Annotated in this window: 20 protein-coding genes and 2 pseudogenes; 15 read left to right on the forward strand and 7 right to left on the reverse strand. The window is 38.1% G+C overall.

What is annotated here, in order from left to right; genetic code table 11:
- A pseudogene (locus H1P_RS39385) lies at nucleotides 1-144 on the forward strand (IS701 family transposase); the annotation flags it as partial.
- Here the strand turns inward: H1P_RS39385 and H1P_RS14705 are convergent.
- Nucleotides 126-2,135: a TonB-dependent siderophore receptor gene (locus H1P_RS14705; protein ID WP_144868406.1), complete on the reverse strand. Its 2,010-nt coding sequence runs from the start codon at nucleotides 2,133-2,135 to the stop codon at nucleotides 126-128. The pseudogene H1P_RS39385 and the gene H1P_RS14705 overlap by 19 nt on opposite strands.
- A gap of 203 nt (nucleotides 2,136-2,338) precedes the next feature.
- On the opposite strand from H1P_RS14705, the gene H1P_RS14710 reads away from it, so the two are divergent.
- Entirely contained in the window at nucleotides 2,339-2,908 is a 570-nt protein-coding gene (locus tag H1P_RS14710) for a Uma2 family endonuclease (protein ID WP_144868408.1), read from the forward strand.
- Here the strand turns inward: H1P_RS14710 and H1P_RS38275 are convergent.
- Complete coding sequence (locus H1P_RS38275; RefSeq protein WP_144868410.1) at nucleotides 2,905-3,324, reverse strand: helix-turn-helix transcriptional regulator; 420 nt, start codon at nucleotides 3,322-3,324, stop codon at nucleotides 2,905-2,907. The genes H1P_RS14710 and H1P_RS38275 overlap by 4 nt on opposite strands.
- A complete protein-coding gene (locus tag H1P_RS38280; protein WP_144868412.1) occupies nucleotides 3,287-3,973 on the reverse strand; it encodes a hypothetical protein in 687 nt (228 codons plus the stop codon). The genes H1P_RS38275 and H1P_RS38280 overlap by 38 nt, the downstream gene beginning before the upstream one ends.
- Nucleotides 3,974-4,450: 477 nt before the next feature.
- Between H1P_RS38280 and H1P_RS14725 the strand changes: the two genes are divergently transcribed.
- The 5 genes from H1P_RS14725 (at nucleotide 4,451) to ylqF (ending at nucleotide 12,697) form a co-directional block, all read left to right on the forward strand.
- A complete protein-coding gene (locus H1P_RS14725; RefSeq protein WP_144868414.1) occupies nucleotides 4,451-5,458 on the forward strand; it encodes a helix-turn-helix transcriptional regulator in 1,008 nt (335 codons plus the stop codon).
- Between the two features lie 193 nt (nucleotides 5,459-5,651).
- Nucleotides 5,652-8,177 (forward strand): TonB-dependent siderophore receptor, encoded by a 2,526-nt coding sequence (locus H1P_RS14730; RefSeq protein WP_186375972.1) that lies wholly within the window; start codon nucleotides 5,652-5,654, stop codon nucleotides 8,175-8,177.
- A gap of 336 nt (nucleotides 8,178-8,513) precedes the next feature.
- Nucleotides 8,514-9,749, forward strand: a complete 1,236-nt coding sequence (locus H1P_RS14735) for a hypothetical protein (RefSeq protein ID WP_144868418.1) — start codon at nucleotides 8,514-8,516, stop codon at nucleotides 9,747-9,749.
- A 570-nt stretch (nucleotides 9,750-10,319) separates the two neighbouring features.
- On the forward strand, nucleotides 10,320-11,645 hold the full coding sequence (locus tag H1P_RS14740; protein WP_144868420.1) for a pentapeptide repeat-containing protein: 1,326 nt from the start codon (nucleotides 10,320-10,322) through the stop codon (nucleotides 11,643-11,645).
- A gap of 212 nt (nucleotides 11,646-11,857) precedes the next feature.
- Nucleotides 11,858-12,697, forward strand: a complete 840-nt coding sequence (ylqF, locus tag H1P_RS14745) for a ribosome biogenesis GTPase YlqF (protein ID WP_144868421.1) — start codon at nucleotides 11,858-11,860, stop codon at nucleotides 12,695-12,697.
- A gap of 47 nt (nucleotides 12,698-12,744) precedes the next feature.
- Here the strand turns inward: ylqF and H1P_RS14750 are convergent, their stop codons facing one another.
- Nucleotides 12,745-13,566 carry an alpha/beta fold hydrolase gene (locus H1P_RS14750; protein WP_144868423.1) on the reverse strand — a complete coding sequence of 274 codons (822 nt, stop codon included), beginning with the start codon at nucleotides 13,564-13,566 and terminating at the stop codon, nucleotides 12,745-12,747.
- Between the two features lie 155 nt (nucleotides 13,567-13,721).
- Between H1P_RS14750 and bchE the strand changes: the two genes are divergently transcribed.
- The 6 genes and pseudogenes from bchE (at nucleotide 13,722) to H1P_RS14780 (ending at nucleotide 20,145) form a co-directional block, all read left to right on the forward strand.
- A complete protein-coding gene (gene bchE, locus H1P_RS14755) occupies nucleotides 13,722-15,233 on the forward strand; it encodes a magnesium-protoporphyrin IX monomethyl ester anaerobic oxidative cyclase (protein WP_144868425.1) in 1,512 nt (503 codons plus the stop codon).
- Between the two features lie 347 nt (nucleotides 15,234-15,580).
- Nucleotides 15,581-16,435 (forward strand): M23 family metallopeptidase, encoded by an 855-nt coding sequence (locus H1P_RS14760; RefSeq protein ID WP_144868427.1) that lies wholly within the window; start codon nucleotides 15,581-15,583, stop codon nucleotides 16,433-16,435.
- A 180-nt stretch (nucleotides 16,436-16,615) separates the two neighbouring features.
- A pseudogene (locus H1P_RS14765) lies at nucleotides 16,616-17,902 on the forward strand (IS701 family transposase).
- 237 nt (nucleotides 17,903-18,139) lie between these two features.
- Nucleotides 18,140-18,688: a late competence development ComFB family protein gene (locus tag H1P_RS14770; RefSeq protein ID WP_144868429.1), complete on the forward strand. Its 549-nt coding sequence runs from the start codon at nucleotides 18,140-18,142 to the stop codon at nucleotides 18,686-18,688.
- Between the two features lie 157 nt (nucleotides 18,689-18,845).
- On the forward strand, nucleotides 18,846-19,523 hold the full coding sequence (locus H1P_RS14775; RefSeq protein ID WP_144868431.1) for a sigma-70 family RNA polymerase sigma factor: 678 nt from the start codon (nucleotides 18,846-18,848) through the stop codon (nucleotides 19,521-19,523).
- Nucleotides 19,524-19,641: 118 nt separating this feature from the next.
- Nucleotides 19,642-20,145, forward strand: coding sequence for an anti-sigma factor family protein (locus H1P_RS14780; RefSeq protein ID WP_144868433.1), 504 nt, complete (start codon nucleotides 19,642-19,644; stop codon nucleotides 20,143-20,145).
- A 399-nt stretch (nucleotides 20,146-20,544) separates the two neighbouring features.
- Here the strand turns inward: H1P_RS14780 and H1P_RS39390 are convergent, their stop codons facing one another.
- Both H1P_RS39390 and H1P_RS14790 read right to left on the reverse strand, forming a co-directional pair.
- On the reverse strand, nucleotides 20,545-21,258 hold the full coding sequence (locus H1P_RS39390) for a rubrerythrin family protein (RefSeq protein ID WP_144868435.1): 714 nt from the start codon (nucleotides 21,256-21,258) through the stop codon (nucleotides 20,545-20,547).
- A 452-nt stretch (nucleotides 21,259-21,710) separates the two neighbouring features.
- A complete protein-coding gene (locus H1P_RS14790) occupies nucleotides 21,711-22,013 on the reverse strand; it encodes a gamma-glutamylcyclotransferase family protein (RefSeq protein WP_144868437.1) in 303 nt (100 codons plus the stop codon).
- A gap of 24 nt (nucleotides 22,014-22,037) precedes the next feature.
- On the opposite strand from H1P_RS14790, the gene xth reads away from it, so the two are divergent.
- Together xth and H1P_RS14800 are read left to right on the forward strand one after the other, a co-directional pair.
- Entirely contained in the window at nucleotides 22,038-22,832 is a 795-nt protein-coding gene (gene xth, locus H1P_RS14795) for an exodeoxyribonuclease III (protein ID WP_144868439.1), read from the forward strand.
- 135 nt (nucleotides 22,833-22,967) lie between these two features.
- Nucleotides 22,968-23,936, forward strand: coding sequence for a GntR family transcriptional regulator (locus H1P_RS14800; RefSeq protein WP_144868441.1), 969 nt, complete (start codon nucleotides 22,968-22,970; stop codon nucleotides 23,934-23,936).
- Between the two features lie 262 nt (nucleotides 23,937-24,198).
- Here the strand turns inward: H1P_RS14800 and H1P_RS14805 are convergent, their stop codons facing one another.
- Entirely contained in the window at nucleotides 24,199-25,338 is a 1,140-nt protein-coding gene (locus H1P_RS14805; RefSeq protein WP_144868443.1) for a geranylgeranyl reductase family protein, read from the reverse strand.
- Nucleotides 25,339-25,402 lie beyond the last annotated feature (64 nt).

Here is a 25,402-nt window from a genome sequence, read left to right on the forward strand (position 1 = left end):
TTTCGTTTAATTATTCAACCTGCTATTTTATTTTGGGCTATTATTCCCTGGTTAGACATCTTTCCTAACCGTTCTTTACTACTTGGTTTTCATCGATTGATTGCTGCAATGAATCAATTTTCTTTTTATTTGCCTGATGGATAAACTCTGTTTCTGCTACTCCTCTGTTTCGGAAAGTGACAAAAGAGGGATATACTGTTGTCAAATGTTCTACCAGTCTCTTGTTGAAAAGAAAGGCTATAGCTAGCGTAAAGAGAGATATCGGGAATTGGTTTGTAGACAATACCGATACGGGGACTGAAGGCTTCATTTTGTTGAAATTCTGTTGTTGAATTAATAAAGTCCTCATTTTTTACGCTGGCAATATCAAAGCGTCCACCCAAAACAACGATAAAATTGTCTAAAAAGCTAATTTGGTCTTGAAGATAAATTCCCAATCCATCCACAGTTTCCTTGTCGTCAAAAAAATCAGTGGGTGGTTCAAGGGTTGTATTACTAAAATCTGGGTCGAACAAATCGATGGAACTGAGCGATCCAGAAGCATTATCTTCGGTAATCGTTTCTACTCTAGATAGTTCAATTCCCGCCACAAGCTCATGCTCGATGGCACCTGTATTGAAATTGCCTACCGTATATGTGTCTAGAGTATAAGCATTGATGTCAAAACCGTTTCTTGAATCGAAATAACTTCTTTCTAGGGTACGGTTATCTGGTTGCAAACTACTTGCAGAGATACTAAATTCTGAGGATTGTCTGAATCCCGCCTCAAACGCATTACGGATGCGCCAATTTTCGCTGAAACGGTGTTCTAAATTATAGCCAATCCGATAAACGTCAATTTCTTTTTCGCTGTCTGCTTCTCCTGCAATGTTGAATTCGAGAGGAATATCTCCGTTAGGATTGTCTAGCACCGTTCCGATGGCTGGTATTCCAAAATAATTGGGATTATTAAGGCTTAAGTATTCTGCCTGAAAAGTTAGATCGGTATTCTTACCAATTTTCCAAGTCAAAACAGGAGCAATCTGAAAAAGATCGCGGTCATAAAAATCAACAAAGTTTCCTGCCGTCTCTGCTCCTATATTCAAGCGATATAGCAAGTTACCACTTTCATTTATTGGTCCTGAAAAATCGAGAGTTCCCCGATACAGATCGTAATTACCAATAGAGGCTTCTACTTGATAAAAAGGTTCACTGAGGGGTTGCTTGGTAACAATATTCACAATGCCACTAACAGAACCTTGACCATACAGAACAGAAGCAGGTCCTTTAAGAACTTCAATTCTTTCTACATTTGCTGTATCACCGCCAATAGAAGTTCCCAGAGGATCTCTTAAACCATTTCTACGAAAGAGATCGTTAGTAGCCGAAAAACCGCCAAAACCGCGAATGACTGGAACATCAAATACTGAGCGGGGTGAACCAGCAGGTACAGCACCTGGAACATTTCTTAATGCTTCGGTGATATTGAATGCTCCCTGGTCTTCAATAACCTCTTGGGGTATGACTTGAATCGATTGGGGTACATCTTGTCTCGGTGTATCGGTGCGCGTTCCTACTGAGCTATCGGTTACATTGTAACCATCATCTTCTGCTTCACCTGTCGCTATAACTTCTATTTCTTCATCGGGTTCGCTTTTGGCAGTAGCACTTTCAGGAGTAACGCTCAAGACTAAATCATCTCTGCTAGGAACTACCTCCGCGCTCAGTACTTGGTTTTCCCCCGTAATTCTGACTCGAATACTATTATCATTTACTTTATTTACCGTAACGTTAGTAATACCTGGCGTAGGATTAAGTTCTTCTACACCATTCCTAATCGAGAATGCTAAGGTTGCATCGAGAATATCGATTACCAAATTGTTACCGACTGGCAAAATCAACGGGACTAATCTTTCACTCCCTGCTGCGGTTTCTAAGATTAACTCCAACCCCTCAGCAGTCTGGTCAACCGTGACTCCCGTAACTCTCGTAACCCCTTGAGCTATCAAATCCGAAGCCGTACTCATCTGTAAGGGTGAACGACCGTTCGCCTCTACCACCTCTGCCTGAACAGAACAGACCATTATCCCCAATAAACCACCTGATAATCCCGCGATAGATAAAAGACGAAATAGCAATACTAATAATGCTTTCATTTATACTCCTCAGACCAAGCGGATAACCGCCTTATTTAGAAAAATTCTTAATAATTGATTAGAGGTAGTGTAAAGAAGTTAACAGTTCTATGTCTATCCAAAAACGGAAATGCGATCTTTATCCGAAAACGGAAAATAGAGAATGGCTTGAAAACTCGACAGGTTTAAAATTAAGAATACGAAGTTTCCAGGAAATACAGTCAATGAAATTATCTATGCAGACAACTTCAGCAACCACTCTAGAAGAATTTTTAAAATTACCAGAAACAAAACCAGCAAGTGAATACATTGATGGAAAAATATACCAAAAGCCAATGCCAGAGGGAAAACATAGCACTTTACAAATTGAATTAGCGTCTGCTATCAATCAAGCGGGAAAAGCCAAAAAATTAGCTTATGCTTTTACAGAACTGCGCTGTACTTTTGCAGGACGATCTATAGTTCCAGATATAGCTGTATTTGAGTGGCAAAGAATCCCTTTAGATAAAGATGGTCAAATTGCTAATAGATTTGAAATAGCTCCAGATTGGACAATCGAAATTCTCTCACCAGAACAATCCGCAAATAAGGTTATTCGCAAAATTATCTTTTGTCTCAAAAACGGGACAAAATTAGGCTATCTGGTTGATGCTGATGATGAATCAATTACAGTCTTTCAACCAAATCAACTACCAGAAGTAAAAGAAAAGCAAGATATTTTACCTGTATTAAATGTTCTACAAAATTGGCAACTTACAGTAGAAGACGTATTTAACTGGCTTAGCTTTACCTAAATTCCTCCTCTGCCCCCACAGCGAACTCCGCTTCCTAATTTCCCTGCCAAACACTCACGGGGAGTAATGCCAACCTGACGTTTGAAAGCAGCAGCAAAGTGACCTAAATGGGAATAACCAACTAAATTTGCTACCTCAGCTACAGAGAGTTTCCCTGTCCGCAAGATTGTTTCAGCTTGCTGTATACGCTGTTGATTCAGATAGCCAATAACTGTTGTGCCAAATAGTTTGCGAAATCCATTGCGTAAAGTACGATCTCTTACTCCCACTTGCTGTGCTAATTCTAGTATTGATGGTGGATTTTCTGAGCGATCGCTCAGAATTTTTCTGGCTTCGTATATGGGATCGCTATTCTTAGTTTTGAGTGCTGATTTAGCATTATACAGTTCTGATTCTGCTAATTGAGAAAGCTGCATTGCTAATAGTTCCAAGGCTTTCCCTTCTAAATAGATACGGGCGATCACGAAGTGGCAGGCTTCGCCTGATCGCACTTTGATAGGGATGTTGCCACATTTGTTTGATTATTGTCCGCATCATTGGTGTTACTTTGCCGACAGAACGATGAAAACGAGGCGCATCATCTTGTTCTATTAATGGTCGTAGCTGTTGCGGTACATCGTCTAGTTTGCTAACAAAGCTGCGGAGAAAATTTAGGTCGAGATGAATTCTGACTTCTTGCATAGAAGTTCCTGCAAAAGACTGTTCGATCTCTTTGATATTTGGCAAATAAAATAAATAATTTTGTCCTGCTTTTTCAAGATATTCTGCCTCAACATTTTCAATACCAGGAGAAACTACTGCATGATGTCCCGACAAATAAAATTTAGACACTAACATCTGAAATTCATCATGTTTATTTTTAATACTATAATCGCGGTAAATCGCTTCATCAAATAAACCTAAGTGAACTCCAGAAGCAAATTCAGCCCACTTGTAGCTATCATCAGACCATTGAGTAAAACTTCTTCTTACTTCATCAAATCCCTGAAAATTGTAGTCAATCCTATCGAATTCCAAACTTATCTCACATTGCCTATCAAATTCGGCTCTTGTTAAAATTGTCATTTACCAACTCGCGATCGCATTGTTATCTAAAAACTCAATCTTATAGTTAAGTGATAATATATCGCAATAATTTGAAAAAATAAAATTTTGAGATATCTCAGGTATTGGAAACTTTCAGGTAAAAAGCGATCGCTTTTTGAGAAGTTACTTAAATAAAATATTTTAATCTACTTAGGATCGTGAATTAAATAACTTACAGATTAGATAGGGTGTTGTTAGGGTAAGCGTAACGCACCGATATTTTAATTTGGGATTTTATTAAATTCTTATTCCTTAGCGAATAACTAGATTCTATTTCATGTATAGTTTTGCAGTCTAATCGCTTCTGCGACTCTTCGACCTAGTTTAATCTTTCCCCTTTCAGAAATTGTTGACTATAATTTTTATTTAATTAAAACATTTATTGTTCATAGAGCGATAAATTAGATAACCAATAACCTATAGTTAAGAGCAGAATTTTTCTTTAGTAGTCAAAAGATGAAAATATTTACGGAAGAACAATTATTAGAACAGACTTTAAGTACTGGAGGAACAAGAGAAGTAATTTATAAGGTTGATGGTTTTGACCAAATTGAAACCCTGCAACATAGCCTATATCAATGCAGTATTAAAGAGGCAGAACTTAGCCCAGGACTGTCTTTAAAAATTACTAAGGCTACCTGTTTTAGCCCGATTAATTGTGAAGTTAATCACGATAATTTCAACTTAATTGCATCCAAATTTTATATTTCTGGTTATCATGGTGTCATTTGCTCCAAAGTTAAAGGTGTTGCGGAAAATTATACCGAAATGAAAGGACAAAATTATTTATTTTATTTACCAAATATTAGAGAGATTGAGCAATATTTTCCCAATGAGACAGTTAATTCCATTGCAATTTATGCAGAGATTGATTTCTTGAGAAATTTTTGTAGCAATTTAGAATCAGTTCCTATAAAGTTACAACCTTTGATCGAAAAAGGTAAATCTCCTTGCTTTCATTTGCCTATCGGCAAAATTTTACCAGCAATGCAAACTGTTTTATGGCAAATTATGGCGACACCATATAAGGGTATATTACAGCGAATGTATTTAGAAAGCAAAATATTAGAGTTGTTAGTTTTACAGTTAGCACAGTTATTAGAAAACGAAACAAGTAAACAAAAAGTTATTAGTTTAAATAAGAGTGAAATTGATAAAATTTACCAAGCTAAGGAAATTTTAATTAATAATTTAGCCGAACCACCGACTTTGATGAATTTGGCACAGCAAGTAGAAATTCATCACATGAAACTCAAGCAGGGTTTTCGAGAGTTATTTGGCACAACACCTTTTTCTTATTTGCGTAACTATCGTATGGAGATGGCACGAAACATTTTGTTAGAGAGCAAATCAAGCGTATTGTCTGTAGCTTCTGCGGTAGGTTATTCCAATTCTAGTCACTTTGCAGCAGCTTTTAAACAAAAATTTGGCATCTCTCCAAAAGCCTGTAAATTGAGGAATTGAAACCTAATAAATTTTGAGTTTTGTCTTTTAGGGGTCAAAACTTGTCCTCTTAGGGTAGATTTACAAGAGCGAAAATACGTAGACTCCTCTTTATAGTTAAAAATGCGAATTTTTAGCAACTAATTATTATCGGCGAGGAGATCGAAAATTGCTCCAGATTAAGTCAAATTTTATATTTTTATTTATTTTAAGCTTGTTCTTTAGCTCTCAAAGAGCATTAGCGCAACCAAAATATCTAATCAACCAACAAGAAGCAAACAAAGCAGATTTATTAGTTCAAAATACTAATATCAAAGTTACAGATATCAGGCTTAACAAGACCAACAATGGTTTACAGTTAATTATAGAAACGGCTTCTGGACAAAAATTAGTCCCTCTAATTTTGCCTGAAGGGAACAATCTAGTTATCGACCTTACAGATGCAGATCTAGATTTAGCCAGTGAGAATAATTTTAGAGAAACCAACCCCGCACCAGGAATTACAGAAATCACAGCAACTCAAGTTGATGACAGTAATGTTCGTATAACTATTAAAGGAGAGAAAAATGCACCATCGGCAGAAGTAGTTCCTAGTAGTCAAGATTTAGTTTTCAACGTCACTCCAGAAAGAAATACAGCACAAACTGAACCTGATGAAGCGATGCAGCGTGGTCTTGGGGGTTTCTCCCCATTCGAGGACAAGCCCCATGAGCGACTGCATCAAGAAGAGATAGAAGTTATTGCTACAGGGGAAGCAGAAGATGATGATTATGTCGTTCCTGAAGCTACTACAGCTACGCGAACCGATACACCAATACTTGATACTCCCCAGTCAGTTCAGATAATTCCGCAGCAAGTACTAGAAGATCAACAGGTAATTCGCCTCGATGAAGCACTGCGTAACGTTAGCGGTGTCACCTTTGGGGGAACAGACTTAGGCAGAGCTCTTGAATTTAATATTCGTGGTTTTGATGAAGCTCCAATTATTCGCAATGGTTTTAGACAATTTGGCGGGGACGTTGTTCCAGAAACGGCTAATTTAGAACGAATTGAGGTGTTAAAAGGACCAGCATCAGTCTTATTCGGTGAGATCGAACCTGGAGGTTTAATTAATCTGGTTACCAAGAAACCCACAGCCGAACCTTTTTATCAAATTGAGACACAGTTTGGCAACCGTAGTTTTATTAGTCCCAGTATCGATTTTTCAGGGCCATTGACTGAAGATGGTAAGGTACTTTATCGGCTAAATGCACTGTATCGTAGCAGTGATGATATCCAAGATGTTGATGAGAATATCGAGCGGTTTTATATTTCGCCTGTAGTAACTTGGAAAATTAGCGATCGCACTGACCTAAGTTTTGAGTTAGAATATTTTAACGAAGATCGACCCCCTAGTTTTGGCGTTCCTGCCATTGGTGATGAGATTGCCGATGTTCCCCTCGATCGCATTACTAATGAACCCGACGACTTTGGTGAAGAAGAATTTATTAGCGTTGGCTACGACTTAGAGCATCGTTTTAACGACAATTGGAAATTACGTAACGCTTTTCGCTTTACCCAGCAAAATTCTCTGTTAGAGATTGCTTTTCCTTTTGAAATTGATGAAGAAACTGGCACTGTTTTCCGTTTCTTTGGGAGCCAACCCCAAGAAGGAGAAAGTTATTCTTTACAAACCAGTACAGAGGGTAAATTTGCTACAGGAAATATAGATCATGAGGTTTTATTCGGTGTAGATTTGAATTTAACCGAAGATAATTTTAACGAACAGACTCGATTAGATCTGGAAAATCCTCTAGAACTCGATCTTTTTGATCCTGTATACGGAACTTCCCCTAGACCAGATTTTGATGAATTACCTTTTATTGAAAATAGAGAAAGAGAAACTAGACGACTGGGGGTTTTTATACAGGATCGAGTTTCCTTTTCCGATCGTTTCTTTTTGTTAGCAGGGCTGCGTTATGAAACTGTAGAGCAAATTGTAACTGATAATTTAGAGCAGACAGAAATAAGCGATAATAATGATGCTTTTATTCCTCGCGTGGGAGTTGTCTATAAACCTATCGAATCAGTTTCGCTTTATGCTAGCTATTCTCAATCGTTTGCTCCCGTTCCAGAAACTACCAGCGATGGAGAGCCTTTAGAACCCGAAGAAGGAGAAGGATTTGAAATAGGAGTTAAGTCTGAATTGTTAGAAGGCAAAATATTTGCGACTTTGGCTTATTTTAATATAACCAAGCAAAATGTCGCTAGTGAAGATCCTGACGATCCTTTTGCTTTTGTCGCCGTAGGAGAACAGGAAAGCCAAGGTATCGAACTAGATGTAACGGGAGAAATTATGTCTGGATGGAATATTATTGCTTCCTATGCCTATATCGATGCTGAAGTTTCAGAGGATAATGTTATCGAGGTGGGCAATCGCTTATTCAACGCCCCCGAAAATAGTGCTAGTTTATGGACAACTTATCAACTTCAACAAGGTAATCTCCAGGGACTCGGCTTTGGTCTGGGTTTTAACTTTGTGGGAGAACGAGAAGGGGATTTAGAGAACTCCTTTAAGTTAGACAGTTACTTTCTTACCAATGCTGCTGTATTCTACGAGCGTAACAATTGGCGTGCAGGGCTTAATTTTAAAAACCTTTTCGATGTGGACTACATAGCAGGTGCAACTCCTGTCAGAGAAAGAGGAAACGATCGCGGAGAACCTTTTACAGTTTTAGGTTCGTTTTCAATCAAATTTTAAATGAGGAATCAACAATTAAACAGCAGTGGAATAGTAATGCGATCGCCAAATCTCTACTAGCCAGTAAAAGCGATCGTGTATATTTTACCAGTGCTTATCTCTGTCGCGCTATGCCAGGCCCTATAGGAGCAGAAATTTTCCTCAATCAACTCCAAGAACAGCTATTACCAAGAAATAATTAATTCTTCAAAAATCGACTCTTCTCTCTTCATAATCTTGGTCGAATTAAGAATGTAGAACCCAAAAACCAATATATTATAAGCTGAAACCTATTACCCATCCTCACAGAAAACTTTTTCAGCAAACCCTAATTAAGTAAAATTGCTTACATTTTAGATGAGACGGAAATTATTATCACCAGTAGCGACTTTTATATTAACGCTGATGTTGTTAGTCTTGAGTACTTTACCTATTAGTTGTAGTCCAAGTAATTTCTCTTCTATCCCTACAACAACCACTACTATTAGCAATCCATCACCCAATAAACCACGGAGCGCACAAGCCCCGCCCTTTTCGGGCGGGGTCGGCTCCTCACCAAGAGGTTTATTTCTCAATACAGCTAATCTCCCTACGCAAGATTGGTCGAGAATTGAAAAATTTATCCTGAACGACCCTACAGTAAGTGGTACTAATATAGTAGTTCCCTGGTCAACAGTAGACCTTGGTGTTAATGCTTCTTTGCAATATGATTGGAGTTATGTATACCAGCAAGCACAACCTTGGATTGATGCAGGAAAAACTGTTAACTTGCTTCTGTGGGGAGTAGCTCAAAAAGCAGAACAAGAAATTAATGGTCAATCGATAACTCCTGCTTACGTACTGGAAGAAACAGAAACCGTAAGCTGTCAGTGTAAAGTAGGCGGAGAATGTGAATCAAATCCACCACAAACCCCTGTTTTTTGGGATGAAGATTATCAAAAACACTATCGTAAAGTAATCAAAGCAGCAGTCGCCGAATTTAGCGATCGACCTTGGGTGGGTTATTTTCGTTTTGGTATTGGGGTGGGTGCAGAATCTTATCCTGGGAATGGGGTTTCTTATGCTAAAAATCCCTGTACTCAAATATGGGAACAACCACCAATTAACTTGAGTGAAACAGTATGGCGCAACCATAGTCTGGATTTTCTCGATTTTCTTAGCACCATTGAAACACCAAAAACTATCTTAGTAACTATCAATAACTACGGGAAATCTCACGATATAGCTAAAGAGATGGCTGCTTATGCTGCGAAAAAAGGTTTTGGAATTGGTACTCAGGGATTAACTAAAAATGCGATCGCTTTATACAATAAAGGTAAAGATTGTTATGCAGACTGGTGCGATCTTTTTCTTCAATACGACCCTAAAGTACCCCTAGAAGTACAAACCGCAGCCCAATCCAACCCCGCAGAAAAAGGCAGAGTCGGCCCTTTACCTCCTCTATTAGATTTTGGTTTAGCCAAAGGTGTAGACATCTTTGAACTTTATCAAGCAGAATGGTTTGTTGCCAACGACCCTAATCATCATTTGCACAAAAAATATGGCAAAAGCTATCGTCAAGCTTTAGAAAAAGCAGCAGCAGCATTGAAATAATCTTTATTTGATTTGATTGCATACCGTTACTTAGAAAACGAGCGACTAAAAGCCACAAGTTGCATATATTTTATGTTTAACCATATGAATCATTAATTTACAGCCGTTTTCGATTGGATAGACGAGGACACGTGGCTTGCCCTAAAGGATACCGCTACGCATAAGGTTGCCTCAAGCCCGTGAGATGTCCGTTCCGCTTTTAATTAGTTGGTTCGGAGCTTCCAAGCTCTAAGCTTTAAGACGGGGCGTATCCCCATTCGAGGACAATGTAAACTCTTGGGGAAACACGGCGGTCACACGATGGTCACGGGGAAACCCCAGAATACGCCACCTCCCCAAGAGACAGCCCCTCCTCTAAGCTCGCTTGTTGCTTAAGTAATTGGATATGTTGAGTGGTCTACTTATTTGAAAAGAGCAGTAAAAATAAGAATAATTATCAAAGAGATAAGATATATACTGGCTATCACAAATTTAACTTGATCTATGATGTTTTGATAGCTATCTTTTGATTGAAAGCTAGTTTTAATAATATACTTTACTAAACTCTTTAAGTAATAAATACCTGATAGAATGACGAAAAAAATTCTTTTTATCTCAACTTTAGTACTAAGTTCTTTTCTGTCTCCTTCTATCTTTGCTCAAGAAGCGGAAGTCGATCTTTTTACTCTTTGCTCTAAATTTCCTCACAATAGCAAATGTAAAGACTTTGAGGCTCCCATTCCTTTAAAAGAACGCGCTGGAGAAGCAGCTAACTGTCAAGTGTTTTTGGGGGATTTTCAAAAAAATGCAGCTTGTAAAATTAAGCTCACCGAAGATACCCTCACTTTTTATCAAGAACAAGGAGATAAAATAGAGCAGTTAGACGATCAAAGACTAACAGTTGAATATAGTATCCCTCTTGAGCGAATTTTTATTTCTAATAATCAAATTTGGAATGGTGTTTATCGTTGGGAAATTAGTTACTTAGAAGATGCAAAAACAGAAACTAAAAATAGCTCAAACACTTTAATTGTACTGACTAACGAAGAAATGTCAAAAGCGATCGCTGAAAAATTTTACAATCACACCATCGCTGACAGTATTGATATGTTGGCTCAAGCTCAAGAAGCAACTATTACAGAAAATAATCTCGATACTAAAGCACAAGTACAACAACTAATAGAAACGAAAGAATGTATTGGCTGTAATTTAGAAAATGCCGATCTTTCTGGTGTCGATCTCGAACAGGCTAATCTTGAAGGTACAAATTTTGCAGGTGCAAATTTAGAAGGAGCTAATCTCAAAAACTCTTATCTTATGGGTGCAAATCTCGAAGGCGCAAACCTTAACCTCGCAGAATTGGGCGGTGCGATCTTCGTTTTAACTCAATTAAATAACGCTACTCTCAAAGCTGCTAATTTACAAGCAACTAATTTACATGGTGCTGATTTAAGACAAGCTGACTTAGAAAAAGCTTCTTTACGCGCTCCTGCATTTTTACAAGAAGCTAATCTTCAACAAGCCAACCTTGTAGCAGCAGATTTAAGAGGAGCTAACTTTTATCGAGCAGATTTAACAGAAGCAAATTTGCAAAGTGCTAACCTCAGAGATACTAATGTGAAACTAAAAAATATCCCTAGTGGCTATACTGCGGGAGAGATTGCTTTAGATTATCTGATTGGTGTTCCTATCTTTGGTTTATCTAACAGTGGAGTAGATTTTAAAACCAATTTGATTGAAGCTAATCTCACTGGTGCAAATCTCAGAGAAGCCAGACTCGAACAAGTTTCTATTACTGATACTAATTTTAGTAATGCCAATTTTGTAGGAGCCAAAATAGAATCAACTAATCTTGAAGAAGCTAATTTTTGTGGTGCAACTTTCAGTGATGAAACACCATTAAGTGAAAAGTGCTAAGATTTAGGGCTATTAATAGTTAGTCAAAGGAAGGTAGATTAACAGCTAAATCATCAAGAATGAAGAATGAAGAATGTTTTTGATTGTTAGTGCTTATTTGTGAATTGCTATTTGCTATTTGCTATTTGCCACTGACTACTTGTAACTTATAGCTTGCTACTTAATCTCTCTTTTATCATCGTTCATCATTCATTGTTTATCCTTAAATAGTCATGTCTTCTCCTCCTATCCAATGGTATCCAGGTCATATTGCTAAAGCTGAAAGACAGCTGAAAGAGCAGCTAAAAAGAGTCGATGTTGTTTTGGAGGTTAGAGATTCTCGCATCCCTCTAGCTTCCCATCATCCACAGCTAAAGCAATGGATCGCAGATAAACCCAGAGCGATCGTTCTCAATCGCATGGATATGATTCCACAAGATTTACAACAGGAATGGCGCAACTGGTTTAAAGAAAAATCCCAAACATCTTATTTTACTAATGCTAAACAAGGTAAAGGAATCAAAGCAGTAAAAATCGCAGCCCAAAAAGCAGGTACAGCAATGAATCAACGGAGACGCGATCGCGGAATGCGTCCTCGTCCGGTAAGAGCGGTGGTAATTGGCTTTCCTAATGTGGGAAAATCAGCTTTGATTAACCGTTTGGTAGGTAAAAACGTTGTAGTTAGCGAACGCAGAGCAGGAGTAACCCGTCAGTTACAATGGGTAAGGATTTCTCCTGAAATTGAACTTTTAGACGCTCCTGGGGTAATTCCTTGGCGGATTGAAAACCAACAAGACGCAGTTAAGTTAGCTATTTGTGAAGATATTGGACAGGCTGCTTATGACAATCAGTTAATTGCTGCTGCAATGGTAGATTTATTTTCAAAATTGGGCTTTGATGATGTTTTAGAAGCTCGTTTTCATCTCAATCCTGCAAATATTACAGGGGAAGCCTATATCCACGATTTAGCAGAGCAATCTTATAAGGGTGATAAAGAAAGGGTTGCTCGCCAACTATTACGGGATTTTCGTACAGGTGTTATGGGAGCGATTCCGTTGGAATTACCTCTTTAACTTGCGCCTCATAAGCCCCATATTGTCTCGCCAAGTCAACAAACTATCTAATTTTTGGGGCGTATCGAATCAACATTGTTCAACCAGTGCTGAATATCTTTAGTAACTATTTGAGGAATTTCCCAAGGGAATAAATGAGCCGTATCCCGATAGCAGATATACTGACAATTTTTCAGATGCTTGGCGGTTTTTGCACTAGATTGAGCGGTAATATGACGATCGCATTCTCCCGCAAGTACCAAACAGGGAATATCTATTTGCTCTAAATCGCTTAAACGATTGTAACCGTTACTGAGTTCCTCGGATAAAGCCTTGTTTGCAGCCAAAGAAGTCTTAAAAAAAGCAGGAACAGCTTGTTTTCCCAAATATTGATAAGCCTGGCTAGTTTGCTGATAAACTAAATATTTAAATAGCGATCGCTTACCTAGAGTATCAATGTTCCACTGCCAACCAGGTTTGAAGTAATTGATAATTCCTGAGATACCAGTATTAATTAACTCGATAGCAGAAGTTTTAGGGTGATTACTCCAAGGATAAGCTGCCGATGCCACCATTATTAAACCACTAAAGCGATCGGGGTTTTGTAAAGTCAATTCTAAGCCTAAAATTCCCCCCAAAGACCAACCTAAGACTAAACATTGCTCTATTTGATATCTATCTAGTAACCGTTGCAGATCGTCTAAATGATCTCTCATTTGAAACTTTCCCCTCGCAGGAGATTCACCATAACCCCTGAGATCGGGTGCAATAGTTTGATAGCTTTGGGATAAAACATCAGTAAACACAGACATGGTTTTGCTAGAGCCTGGATGACCATGTAAACAAAGAATAGGATATCCTTGCCCTTGGATTGCGACGTTGAGATTCATAACTAATATTTTTGTACTATTTTGTTAAATAAACAAGTTTAAAATTGCGGACTCGGCAGAGCCGAGGCGCTGCGCGATCGCGAAATTCTAGCAAAAATCAAAAAATACGATTACTATTGATTATCCAAAAATAGCTTTTTTCCGTAGCAAAGATTATGGATATCCTAATTGTAAATCCACCCCATCCAGCAATCGGTAGTCGTATTCCCAAAGAACAATTGCCACCTCTAGGACTTTTATGTGTTGGTGGTTCATTATTAGATGCAGGACATGATGTCAAGCTGTTGGATGCTGAATTAGAGCCACTTTCCCATGATGAGATTGTGAATCAAGTAGTTACCCATCGTCCACAAATACTGATGATAGGTCACTCTGGTTCAACATCAGCCCATCCTATTGTGGTTGAACTTACTCGTCGCTTCCGTAAAGAGTTACCAAATCTGATTATTATTTATGGCGGGGTATTTCCTACCTATCATTTTAACGACATACTGACCCAAGAACCCCAGATAGATATCATTATTCGTGGAGAAGGAGAAGCTACCGCGCCTAAACTAATTGCTGCGATTGAGAGTGGGAACGATCTTAAAAACGTGAAGGGGATTGCTTTTCGTCGCCAAAATCAAATTGTGGAAACACCTCCCGCACCTATGATTCAAGACCTTGATGCTTATCGTGTAGGTTGGGAACTAATCGATCATCAACGCTATAGCTACTACGGAGGAAAAAGAGCCGTAGTTATGCAGTTTTCCCGTGGATGTCCTCACCTATGTAATTACTGCGGTCAGCGTGGTTTTTGGGCGCGTTGGCGACATCGTAATCCACAAAAGTTTGCTCAAGAGATTGCTTGGCTACATCGTACTCATGGCGTAGAATTATTCAATTTAGCTGATGAAAATCCCACAGTAAATAAGGCTATCTGGCGCGAACTGTGTGAAGCCATCATTGCTGAAAATATTAATATCACCATTATTGGTTCAACCCGTGCCGATGATATTGTGAGAGATGCGGATATTCTGCACTTATATCGTCAGGCTGGTGTAGAAAGATTTTTGTTAGGTATGGAAAACACCGATGAAGCTACTCTGAAAAAAATCCGCAAAGGAGGTGCAACCAAGACGGATCGTGAAGCCATTCGCTTACTAAGACAGCATGGGATTCTCTCTTTAGCCACCTGGGTAACTGATTTTGAAGATGTGACAGATCGAGATTTTATTCGCTCTCTACGACAACTATTGTTATACGATCCCGATCAAATTATGACTTTATATGTCACACCCCACCGATGGACAGGATATTATCGTCTTGCGAGTCAAAGACGTGTTATCCAACTAGATCGGCGTAAATGGGATTATAAACATCAGGTATTAGAAACCATTAATATGGCACCGTGGCGCATTTTCCTCTGGGTGAAGTTCATTGAGCTTGTATTGCAGGGAAGACCTAAAGCTTTATGGCGATCGCTATTTCAGCCAGATCGGGCTGCTCGACATGGCATGAATTGGTTTTCTCGTATGGGTTGGCGAGTCTTGTTACATGAATGGAAAAATTTCTGGTTTCATGACCATAGAGTTAAAAATGGTTTAACTTTAGAGCAGTTTTGGGGTGCGTCACAAGATCATCAAGAAATTCCCCTGGACATTCGAGCTAAACAAGAAGTCAATTAAAGTCATTTGATTAATTAAACCAAGTCCCATAATCGATCTAGTCAGAGAGACCCCGCCTTGAAAAGACGGGGCTTCCTCTGACTTCGTAAATACGGCTTGATTTAGTATTGTTTTTCTTTAAAATTAGCAAATGAATACCAATAATAGCGATCGCTATTATACAGATAATTTGAAAAATTCAATTTATGTTTAATTTAATTGAGGTGGTGAAAAATTGTAATCAGAAACTTTTTTAGACAGTACACTATCAGAGTCATTACATAAGTAACATTCATTTTGGAAACTTGAAACCTGATTAGGTAAGCAGAAAAACTTACTTATTCCCTATTACCCGTTAAACACTATCTATGCGCAACAAATTAGGCTCTCAGTTAAAAATCGCTCTCACCACATTACTTTTGTCCCTTCCTACATCGGTCAAAGCCTTGGAAGTAGAAATTTCTCCCACAAATCCCCAACAAGGAGATACAATTTCTGTATTTATCACCACAGATAACCCCAATCAACCACCCACAGTTACTTTTGGGCAAACTAACTATCCAGTATTTCCTGTTAACAATGGCTATAGGGCATTATTACCCACTTCTCCTTTGGATGCATCGGGAAAATCAACTCTTCAAGTGACAGGAGATGGTACAAGCAAAAACTTAGGTGTGTGGTTAAAAAATCGCTCTTTTCCTACTCAACGCATTACTTTATCAGGAAACGCTAATCGACCAGCTACCGAATTAGAACTAAGTAAAGTAGCAGAATTTAAAAAATTAGTAACTCCTACTAAATATTGGAATGGCTCTTTTGTGCGTCCTAATAGTAACCGAGTTTCTACTGTTTATGGGGTACGTCGTTACTATAACGGAGTATTTGCTGACGATTACTATCACAAAGGTGTTGACTATGCTGGCGGTTATGGCTCTCCCATTGTTGCTCCCGCAGCAGGAAAAGTAAGTTTAGTGGGAAGAGAAGCTAATGGTTTTCATGTCCACGGTAACTTAGTGGGAATAGATCATGGTCAAGGAGTAGTAAGTATTTTTATGCATCTACAAGATATTAACGTTCAAGAAGGGGAGCTGGTGCGACCTGGTCAAAGAATTGGCTCTAGTGGCTCTACAGGAGCATCTACAGGACCTCATTTACACTGGGGTTTATATGTTCACGGTGTAGCGGTCGATCCTGTTCCCTGGCGATTTAATTCCATTGAATAAATATTGATGGTGATTCACAACAAAAGGATGGGTATGGGGAAGTAATCTTTATATCTTCAAATTGATTAGCGGGACTTAAACAAGCCTATAAGTAAAAATCAGGTACAATGTCTATAAAAGTTAGCTTTCACGTTGCCCACTTTAGCGATCGCGGTCAGGAAAGAAACAACTCCCGCAGCGATGCCCCCTTGCTTTGATAGATGGTGTAAAAAGTTTGATGATTTACTTAGGACTAAAGCGCAAAAAAGGGAGTTCAAAAACTATTTAGGGGGATTATTGGGAGAAAGTGAGCGAAAAAACATATATCAGATGGCTTCTGATAATGTAGGAGTGACTTACCACAAATTACACCACTTTATAACTGAAGCAACTTGGTCGGTAGATGAAATAAACAATCGCCGACTAGAAGTAATGAATAAATGTAGTCAAACTAGGATTAGTAGAGGATTCAGCCTAATTATTGACGATTCAGGACATAGGAAAAGTGGTAATTTTACGGCGGGAGTGGGACGACAGTATATTGGAGAAATTGGGAAAACAGATAATGGTAATGTGGTGGTAACAACTCATTTATATGACGGTAAAAAAAGTTGACCTTTAGATATAGAGTTATATCAACACAGGAATTCATTACCAGAAGGAAAAAAAGCGTACCGCCTGCGCTGAGGTTTCCTCAGCGTAAAGACGGAGCAAGCAGACCCATTATTTAAGAAAAAACCAGAGTTAGCTTTAGAATTAATAGATAAAAGTTTAAAGAGAGGATATAGACCAGGGATAGTATTAATAGATTCAGGATATGGAAATAATACGACTTTTTTAACTGAACTAGAAAAAAGAAAATTAAACTACTTAGGGGGGATAGCTAAAAACAGAAAAATAAATATTAATAAAGAAGATAATATTGCATCTATGCGAATAGATGAGTTAGCAGAAAGCTTATCAAAAGATACTTTTACAGAAGTTAATCTAAATTTAGGCAAACAAAAAAAAGTTTGGGTAACAACATTAGAAGTTGAAATTACTACCTTCAAAGAAAAAAGAATTGTTACTATCGTTATGAATGCCAATACTTTTTCTCAGGCTACAGATATTGATTATTTTATCACAAATGGAGACCCAAATATTGTAACTCCAGAATGGATAGTTTCAACTTATTCTCAAAGAAATTGGGTAGAAGTATTTTATAGAGAAGTAAAAGGCTGGTTGGGATTAAAGGAATATCAAGTTAGAGGCAAAAGAAGTTTAAAACGACATTTTATTCTAGTGTTTTGCGCTTATACTTTTATTCTTTGGCATAAGCTTACTGGAGGTTTAAGAAGGCGTTGGGCGTCGAAATCTTTAGAGACCTTTCCTGAAGCTAAGACGGCTTTTCGTACAGCTATGTCTTTTCGTTTTGTAGATTGGTTAAACAAAAATAGGGAAGTGTTCATAGCTTATAAAGCGAGTTTAGGCTTTGTTTGGGCATAATTTTTGTTTAAGTCCCGTTAGGACAAATCCTCTATTTTTTTATCGTCTGTGACCCTTCCTCAGTACTCATCCCTCATCCCTCATCCTTATAATTGACCTATACCTTACTGCTTATTTTCTCCTTTAAAATTTTAATTACCATAATGGATAAAGTCCGATTCTTTTCAATCTGTTAAAAGAGAGATTAAGATAGGTCGGGAAGCTAAGTTAATTTTATTTTTAACCTGATAGATAGATATGAGCATTAAAGAAATTGTCGAACAGGCATTACACGATGGATATCTTACTCCTAGCATGGAAGCGGAGGTAGGCAGAATTTGTGACACCGCAGCCGAGCTATCTGTAGAAGAATACATGGCTTTAGATAAGTTAATGGGTTCTTTATTGACTGGAGAGGTTGTAGCTGTCCCTCGTAAACAGTTTATTAACGTGATGGAAGAATTAGTTCTGAGCGAGGCGATTACCAGAGTGGCAGAAATTGAGCAAACCAGTGACTCTTCTCTTGATGTAGGAGATATTGCAGCCTACGCATTAAACCGCTTACCTCCTCTTTACGCTACTACAGAAGAAGGTGCAAATTATCAACGCCAAAGAGCCAAAGAAGAGCTACAAGAATTAATCGATCGACAAGTCAATGAAGCGATCGCTCGTTATCTAGACCGACCTGAATTCTATCCCGAAAGACAGGCAATTCGCAAATCAGGAGATTCCAGCGTTGCTAATCAACTTAGTAGTTTGTTAAAAGACTATGCTCCTGATTATGAGCAAAATAATGCTTCGGTTTAAATTTAGTCTTATTTCTGCACCGCTAAAACGTGAGTTTTTCTAACTTGTATCTCAAGTTTATCGATTGCATCAACCAAAAAATTCTCTTTCAGGAACTTTGTCGATTTTTTCCCAGTCTTCAATCTTAGGAAATATCAATTTTGTTGCGGAGAAGTTCATGAGTCAGTCTATTCCTGTATCATGGTCAAGAGTTAAGGTCGATAGTACTAACAACAAAGGTACTAAAGAAAAATTAGTGTCTGCCGAAAAACTTTCTAACTACGATTTAATCGTGCGCTGTCAACAAGGAAGTCAACCAGATCGTGTTGCCTTTTCTGAATTGTTACGTCGGTACGAATCTCATGTTAATAGACTTTTTTATCATCTTGCTCCAGATTGGCAAGAAAGAGCCGATCTCGCTCAGGAAGTTTGGATTAGAGTCTACCGCAACATCAAGCGTCTTCAAGAACCAGCCAAGTTTCGTGGTTGGCTCAGTCGCATTGCGACTAATCTGTTTTATGATGAGCTACGTAAACGAAAGCGTAATGCACAGCCATTATCTCTAGATGCTCCTGTGAGAGTGAGTGATGGGGAAATGTCTTGGGAATTACCTTCTGATATGCCTAGCCCCACAGATAATTTAGCTACTAAAGAATTTTACGACCAATTGCAAAAAGCGGTCGCTGAACTGCCTGAATCTTTTCGTACTACTATTGTCCTACGAGAAATTCAAGGTCTTCCTTACGAAGAGATTGCGGAAATTACAGGAGTATCTTTAGGAACGGTTAAATCTCGTATTGCAAGAGCAAGATTAAAATTACAATCGATCTTGCAAAACTATCTTGAAGAGGAGTAAGTTAGTAATAGGTAAATCAATAACTTGAGTTTGCTTACTATCTTGCGATAGGTATTTTTAGCTTTTATTTTCTAATTTTGAATATTTTATTTGGTTCTAAACCAACGGTAGTACGATAATGACATCAAACTATGATGATTTTTCTGAATATGTTGCCCCATCTTCTGAATTAGAGGATGCTGAATTCGATTATTTTGAACTCTTAAGTGCCTATATCGACGGCGAAGCTACTATTGCCGAACGTAAACAGGTGCAGCATTGGTTAGATAACGATCCTGAAATTAAGCAGACTTATCTCCAGTTAGTTAAGTTACAGGGGGGAATGCAAAATTTAACAGCTCCTACCCAAGAAAAAGTATCCGCAGAAATTTTATCGGAGCAGGTATTTAATCGTATAGATCGCCGTTCTAACCAGAAAAGAGCTATTATTTGGGGGAGCGCGATCGCTGCTACGATAATTGGCGCAATTTCGGGCATTGTACCTAACCCTCTCTCTCCTACTAGTTTGAGAATGGCGGAAAACTCTCCTCAAAACAACCAACCTCAACCGATGATGGTAGCAATTAGCCTAAATAAACCTGCGGTAGTCATTCCGAAAGCTGCGGTTTCTGAACCAAAATAACAAAAGAGAATATAGTTTAGTTTCTAATCGACGAGCAATTATGGACAACGTCAGAAAATGTTGGTTGTGGATTGTTAGTGTCCAGTTGCATTTCAGGAACAAATACTGACAACAAATGCGATGAATGGGTTTTACATATTCGCTTTTTATATAAGGTGTTCCACTGGCTAAAACTCGTATTTTTTCTTTGGCTAAGTTAGCTCTTAAATTAACTGCAATCATTTTTGTCTATTTTCAGCGATCGCTATTTTAAAGAGCGGGCTTTGGTGAAGTTATTAAAAAATGTTGTCCCCGCTGCCCACTCTATCTTCATTACAATATTCAACCCCAAAGAAAAGTATTGCTGCTTTCTTTAGTTGTTAAATTACTTCTCAAGACAGACACGTAAAACTCACAAATTTAGGCAGCAGCAGGTTCTTCATAGGGAACAAAGAGTTTTTTCTGCGCTCCACAGATAGGACAATTCCAATCATCGGGGATTTCGGCAAAAGGAGTACCAGGAGCTATCCCAGATTCGGGATCGCCCATCACTGGATCGTAAATCATCGAACACTGACGACAAATCCATTTTTGAGTAGCAGGCTGATCGCTAGGGGCTTTTTTGACTATAGTTTTGCCATCTAAAGTGCTGAGTGCATCGGTGTATTGTCTTGCATGATGTTGTTCAATGCTAGTGAGTAAACCAAAGTTATGGGCAGCTTTACGAAAATCTTGGGCGTGTTCCATAGATTCTGCGGTTTGTGCCTCAAATTCTGCTACAGCATCGCTATCACGGTCTTTTTTAGCAGCTTCGGCGAATTCGGGATACATGGTAGTGTATTCATAGGTTTCCCCTTCAATTGCCAATTCTAAACAACGAGATGCGATCGCATTTTTCTGTTCTTCGGTTAAAGATTCAGCGTTATCCACTGCTAATTCAGGATGCATCAAGCGAAAATGGGCAAAAGCGTGTTCGGTTTCTTGGTTGGCAGTTTCTTTAAAGAGCTTGGAAAGTTCTTTCATGCCTAATTTTTGGGTAACTGCGGCAAAGAATAAATACTTGCGGTTTGCCATTGATTCTCCACCAAAAGCAGCTTCGAGGTTTTTGGCAGTATTGTTATTGGATAAATCCATGTTTGATTTAGGGTTAACTTGAAGTTAGAGTACAGTTTAATGAATGATTGTGAATAATTGAACAATAATTATATTGAACATTTTCGGGCTTTTCGATTAGTGGTTTTGGTTTTACGATCTATATTTTTCTTGATAGCGATCTCGAAGAGATCGCCATTTCCCAGCTTTTCAAGTTCTTTTTTGTTGATTCAGCAATTTTAGTCTAATTGATTTATTACAAGAAGCGACGGGAATATTACTCTGGATACGATGGAGAATGCCAGCTACTATAGTTTAAAAGTTGGCCTTGAAATTCACTGACCTTTTCTTGAGTCATGAGATAGCACCAAGCTGTACCTAAAAATTTATCATATAAGCTGTAAGGTGATTTACCGAAATAAATATACCAGTAAATCCACAGAGCAGTAAGTTATTTGATACTAATGTTTGGTACTTTCTTTTGTAGAAATTACCTAAATTGTTACTTGTTGGCGATAGTAATCATTAAAATCAAATGCTCTGGTTTCGCTATAGCCTTCTAAGCAATCTAAACTAAACAAGATCTTGCTGCTGCTGAAAGACAATAAATAGCCTTCTACTTTATTATTTCCTTTTGTTATTGCAGGGTAGCCTGGAAATAATTGATAAAGTTGACCTCTCGTATAGGCTGGAATTTCTGCTATAGTTTTTCCTTGGCAATAAGTTTCATAATTGGATTCTCCTGGCTTAAGTGTCCCATAGACAAACACTTGAATAATTGATTGTTGAGAATTCATCTTATTTTTAGGTGATTACTATTAATGCAAATTGCAACTTGGAACGTTAATTCAATTAGAACTCGTCAACAAATTGTAACTGATTGGCTAAAACAAAATCCCGTAGATGTGTTGTGTTTACAAGAAACTAAAGTCAGAGATGAACAGTTTCCTCTCGCGCCTTTTGAATCATTAGGTTATCACGTCTATATCTCTGGACAAAAATCTTATAACGGTGTGGCTATATTTAGTAAAGAGCCTGTAACCGATATCATCTTTGGATTTAGTCCTATTTTAGGAGATAATCTTGTAAGAGACTTTGACGAACAAAAGCGCGTTATTTCTGGTGTTATTGATAACATTCGGGTAGTTAATCTTTATGTTCCTAATGGCTCTGCAATTGGCAGTGAAAAATATGAATATAAATTAGGCTGGCTAGCACTACTCAAACAATATCTGCAAAATTTGAAAGAAAATCAGTCAACAGAAATTTGTATTTGTGGTGATTTTAATATTGCTTTAGAAGATAAAGATATCTATAATTCTAAAAATAAAGCAAAACATATTATGTCTTCTCCTGTAGAAAGAGAAGTTTTACAAGACGTTTTAACAGTGGGTTTACAAGATGCTTTTCGCAAATTTACCACAGAAGAAGGGCATTATAGCTGGTGGGACTATCGTGCTGCTGGTTTTCAACGTAATCGTGGTTGGCGCATCGATCATCACTATTTAACCCCTAAGCTTTATGAGCAGGCTACAAAATGCTGGATTGATATTGAACCCAGAAAACTAGAAAAACCTAGCGATCACGCTCCTGTAGTCGTGGAAATTGAACAGTAATTAGCAATCAGTAATGATTAATCAGCTGTCGAAGATTAGCTTGTTAGGTAAAAAATTATGAATGATTGATGGCAATGTTTTGGTTTTGCCTTTACAATAGCTAGATTAAAAAAATTTTGTCTCTGGTAAAAAGCTATGCTGAATTTTCAGATTCAGTCAGACAGCGATATCCCCGCTTCTAAACAACTATTCGATCAGATTCAATTTGCGATCGCATCTGGTCAATATCCCCCCGAACATCGGCTTCCTAGTACTAGACAACTAGCTATGATTACAGGGTTACACCGTAATACTATCAGCAAAGTGTATCAAAATCTCGAAGAAACAGGATTAGTCGAATCCATTGCTGGCTCAGGTATCTATGTCAAAAATCAATCCAGAAAAACCAAAAGTACTAATGATTCTACTGGAGTCGATCCCAGCCATACAGTGCAAGCCAGTATTGATAGTTTATTAGACTTGGGTTTTAAACTATCTCAAATTCGCGATTTCTTTTTTGAAGAAATTGATTGGCGTATTCAGTGCAATAAGCAAGTTCTCATTACTGTACCTAAGAAACACTTAACTACAGGAAAAGTAATGGAATTAGACTTATCAGAAGTTTTAGAAATTCCCATTCAATTAGTTCCAATAGAAGAATTAACACAACTTTTAGAAGAAAAAAATTTTGGGACTTTAGTAACTAATCGTTACTTTCTCAAAGACGTTCTTGATGTTATACCACCCAATTCTTTTCGTGTAATCACTGTTGATATTTATGACTATGGTAAAGAGTTGGAAATTATTAAAAATCTACCATCTCAAGCTTGCTTAGGAATTATCAGTTTGAGTGAAAATTTTTTAGAAGGTGCTGCCAGTATTGCACACAGTCAAAGAGGCGATGATTTATTAGTTCTAACTGCTTCTCCCAGCGATCCCAAAAAACTCATGGCAGTGGTGCGTACTGCTCATACTATCTTAGTTGGTCCTCCTAGCTACGATGTAGTACAAGATATGCTTGCTCATCTCAGGCACGATTTAATTCGTATTCCTGATATTATTCGCGCTGATAACTATATCAATAACAAATCTATTGAAACTCTCAAAAAACAATTAAATTTATAAATCGCATCTCAATCGCATCTAATTTGGAAGTGAGGGGTACTGAGGTTTCACGACTCTTATGAACGGCTGTGTTTTGAGGAGATATCAAAACCCTTTACGCCCCGTCAAATCATTTTGTTGAAATCAGGAGATTATGATTTTTCAAGAGATTACGGCGCGAAGGAAGGCGCACCGTTAGGGATTAGGTAACAGTTATTTAGTTATATTCCTATTCCCCAGTCATCAATCCCCAGTACCCAGTAAGCATTACCTAGTGTCTAGTCTACTTCCCAAAACCAGGAATAAAACTACCCTTGAGTTTTTTACTAATCTTCTCTGCAATATCCGAGTATCTTAACTCTCCGCAAAGAATTTTCCCGATTGTTTGTCCTGCTGTAGGTTGTTTAACTCCAATTTTGTAAGCAATTTTGGGAAATTTATAAAACATTCCCGCCACATTGTTTGCTTTGGCTAAATCAGAACCCCATTCTTGGTTGATAACCTCACTATAATTGCCTAAAGCACTACTATCTCCTGCCAAAGCTTGAGTAACTGCTTCGGCTGCTTTCATCCCCGTAAAGATAGCAGGACGAATTCCTTCTCCAATTAGTGGATCGACAATTCCCGCAGCTTCTCCCGCAATTACAGCACAATTTGTATGCAAAGAACGGTCTTCTTGCCACAAATTCATAGGATATTCTGTGTACTGGCTACTGCTCAAATCAACGTCAAATTTTTGAGCAAAGTTAGTTAGTTGCTGTTTCAATTCTTGAGGGTTTCCTTTTTTATCTCTGACAAACGCAGCACTAAAAGAGTAACCATCAGTTTTCGGAAAAACCCACATAAAGCCATTTTTTAATGAGCCAAAATCGAAATAAGCAAGACTCTGACGGCGTTCAGATACCTCTGCGGATACTTCTAAATTAGCAGCCATAACTTTTTGTGCGGTACTAAAACCCAACCAACTCGCCATTGGTCCGCTAGCACCATCGGCAGCAATTAAATAAGCAGTTTCTAAGTCACCATTATTGGTGCTGATTTTCCAAGTTTCACCCTCAAGATTAATCCCTGTAACAGTAGTACTTCCCTTAAATTCTGCTCCTTTGGCGATCGCTTGTTCGAGGAGAAAATTATCAAACTCATCACGACGCACCATCCACATGGGAGTAATATCTTTTAATTCGATTTCTACAGGATCTTCAAATTTCCAGGTATATTTCACCTGAGAAACCGTGTTTTTAATCACAGGAGAAAAATCACAGTCAAACCATTTTGCGATCGCAGGAGAAACTCCACCACCACAAGGTTTATGACGGGGAAAACTATCTTTATCAATTACGACAACTGATTTTCCTTGTTTGGCTAAATTATAAGCAGCAGTTGTTCCTGCGGGCCCAGCACCGACAACGATACAATCGTACATATCTACTTATTTCTATTTTGTGTTATTTATTTTGAACCGCTATTTATTTCTCAAGAAGCCTTGA

Origin of the sequence: Hyella patelloides LEGE 07179, from assembly GCF_900659865.1 — a bacterium.
GTDB lineage: Bacteria > Cyanobacteriota > Cyanobacteriia > Cyanobacteriales > Xenococcaceae > Hyella > Hyella patelloides.

Excerpts from the sequence above, each read along its gene's own strand:
- H1P_RS14735 (WP_144868418.1), top strand. The coding sequence starts at position 8,514 with ATGAGACGGAAATTATTATCACCAGTAGCGACTTTTATATTAACGCTG.
- H1P_RS14725 (WP_144868414.1), top strand. The coding sequence starts at position 4,451 with ATGAAAATATTTACGGAAGAACAATTATTAGAACAGACTTTAAGTACT.
- H1P_RS14760 (WP_144868427.1), top strand. The coding sequence starts at position 15,581 with ATGCGCAACAAATTAGGCTCTCAGTTAAAAATCGCTCTCACCACATTA.
- H1P_RS38280 (WP_144868412.1), bottom strand. The coding sequence starts at position 3,973 with ATGACAATTTTAACAAGAGCCGAATTTGATAGGCAATGTGAGATAAGT.
- H1P_RS14710 (WP_144868408.1), top strand. The coding sequence starts at position 2,339 with ATGAAATTATCTATGCAGACAACTTCAGCAACCACTCTAGAAGAATTT.
- H1P_RS14790 (WP_144868437.1), bottom strand. The coding sequence starts at position 22,013 with ATGAATTCTCAACAATCAATTATTCAAGTGTTTGTCTATGGGACACTT.
- ylqF (WP_144868421.1), top strand. The coding sequence starts at position 11,858 with ATGTCTTCTCCTCCTATCCAATGGTATCCAGGTCATATTGCTAAAGCT.
- H1P_RS14800 (WP_144868441.1), top strand. The coding sequence starts at position 22,968 with ATGCTGAATTTTCAGATTCAGTCAGACAGCGATATCCCCGCTTCTAAA.
- bchE (WP_144868425.1), top strand. The coding sequence starts at position 13,722 with ATGGATATCCTAATTGTAAATCCACCCCATCCAGCAATCGGTAGTCGT.
- H1P_RS14775 (WP_144868431.1), top strand. The coding sequence starts at position 18,846 with ATGAGTCAGTCTATTCCTGTATCATGGTCAAGAGTTAAGGTCGATAGT.
- xth (WP_144868439.1), top strand. The coding sequence starts at position 22,038 with ATGCAAATTGCAACTTGGAACGTTAATTCAATTAGAACTCGTCAACAA.
- H1P_RS14740 (WP_144868420.1), top strand. The coding sequence starts at position 10,320 with ATGACGAAAAAAATTCTTTTTATCTCAACTTTAGTACTAAGTTCTTTT.
- H1P_RS38275 (WP_144868410.1), bottom strand. The coding sequence starts at position 3,324 with ATGCAGCTTTCTCAATTAGCAGAATCAGAACTGTATAATGCTAAATCA.
- H1P_RS14750 (WP_144868423.1), bottom strand. The coding sequence starts at position 13,566 with ATGAATCTCAACGTCGCAATCCAAGGGCAAGGATATCCTATTCTTTGT.
- H1P_RS14770 (WP_144868429.1), top strand. The coding sequence starts at position 18,140 with ATGAGCATTAAAGAAATTGTCGAACAGGCATTACACGATGGATATCTT.
- H1P_RS39390 (WP_144868435.1), bottom strand. The coding sequence starts at position 21,258 with ATGGATTTATCCAATAACAATACTGCCAAAAACCTCGAAGCTGCTTTT.
- H1P_RS14805 (WP_144868443.1), bottom strand. The coding sequence starts at position 25,338 with ATGTACGATTGTATCGTTGTCGGTGCTGGGCCCGCAGGAACAACTGCT.
- H1P_RS14705 (WP_144868406.1), bottom strand. The coding sequence starts at position 2,135 with ATGAAAGCATTATTAGTATTGCTATTTCGTCTTTTATCTATCGCGGGA.
- H1P_RS14780 (WP_144868433.1), top strand. The coding sequence starts at position 19,642 with ATGACATCAAACTATGATGATTTTTCTGAATATGTTGCCCCATCTTCT.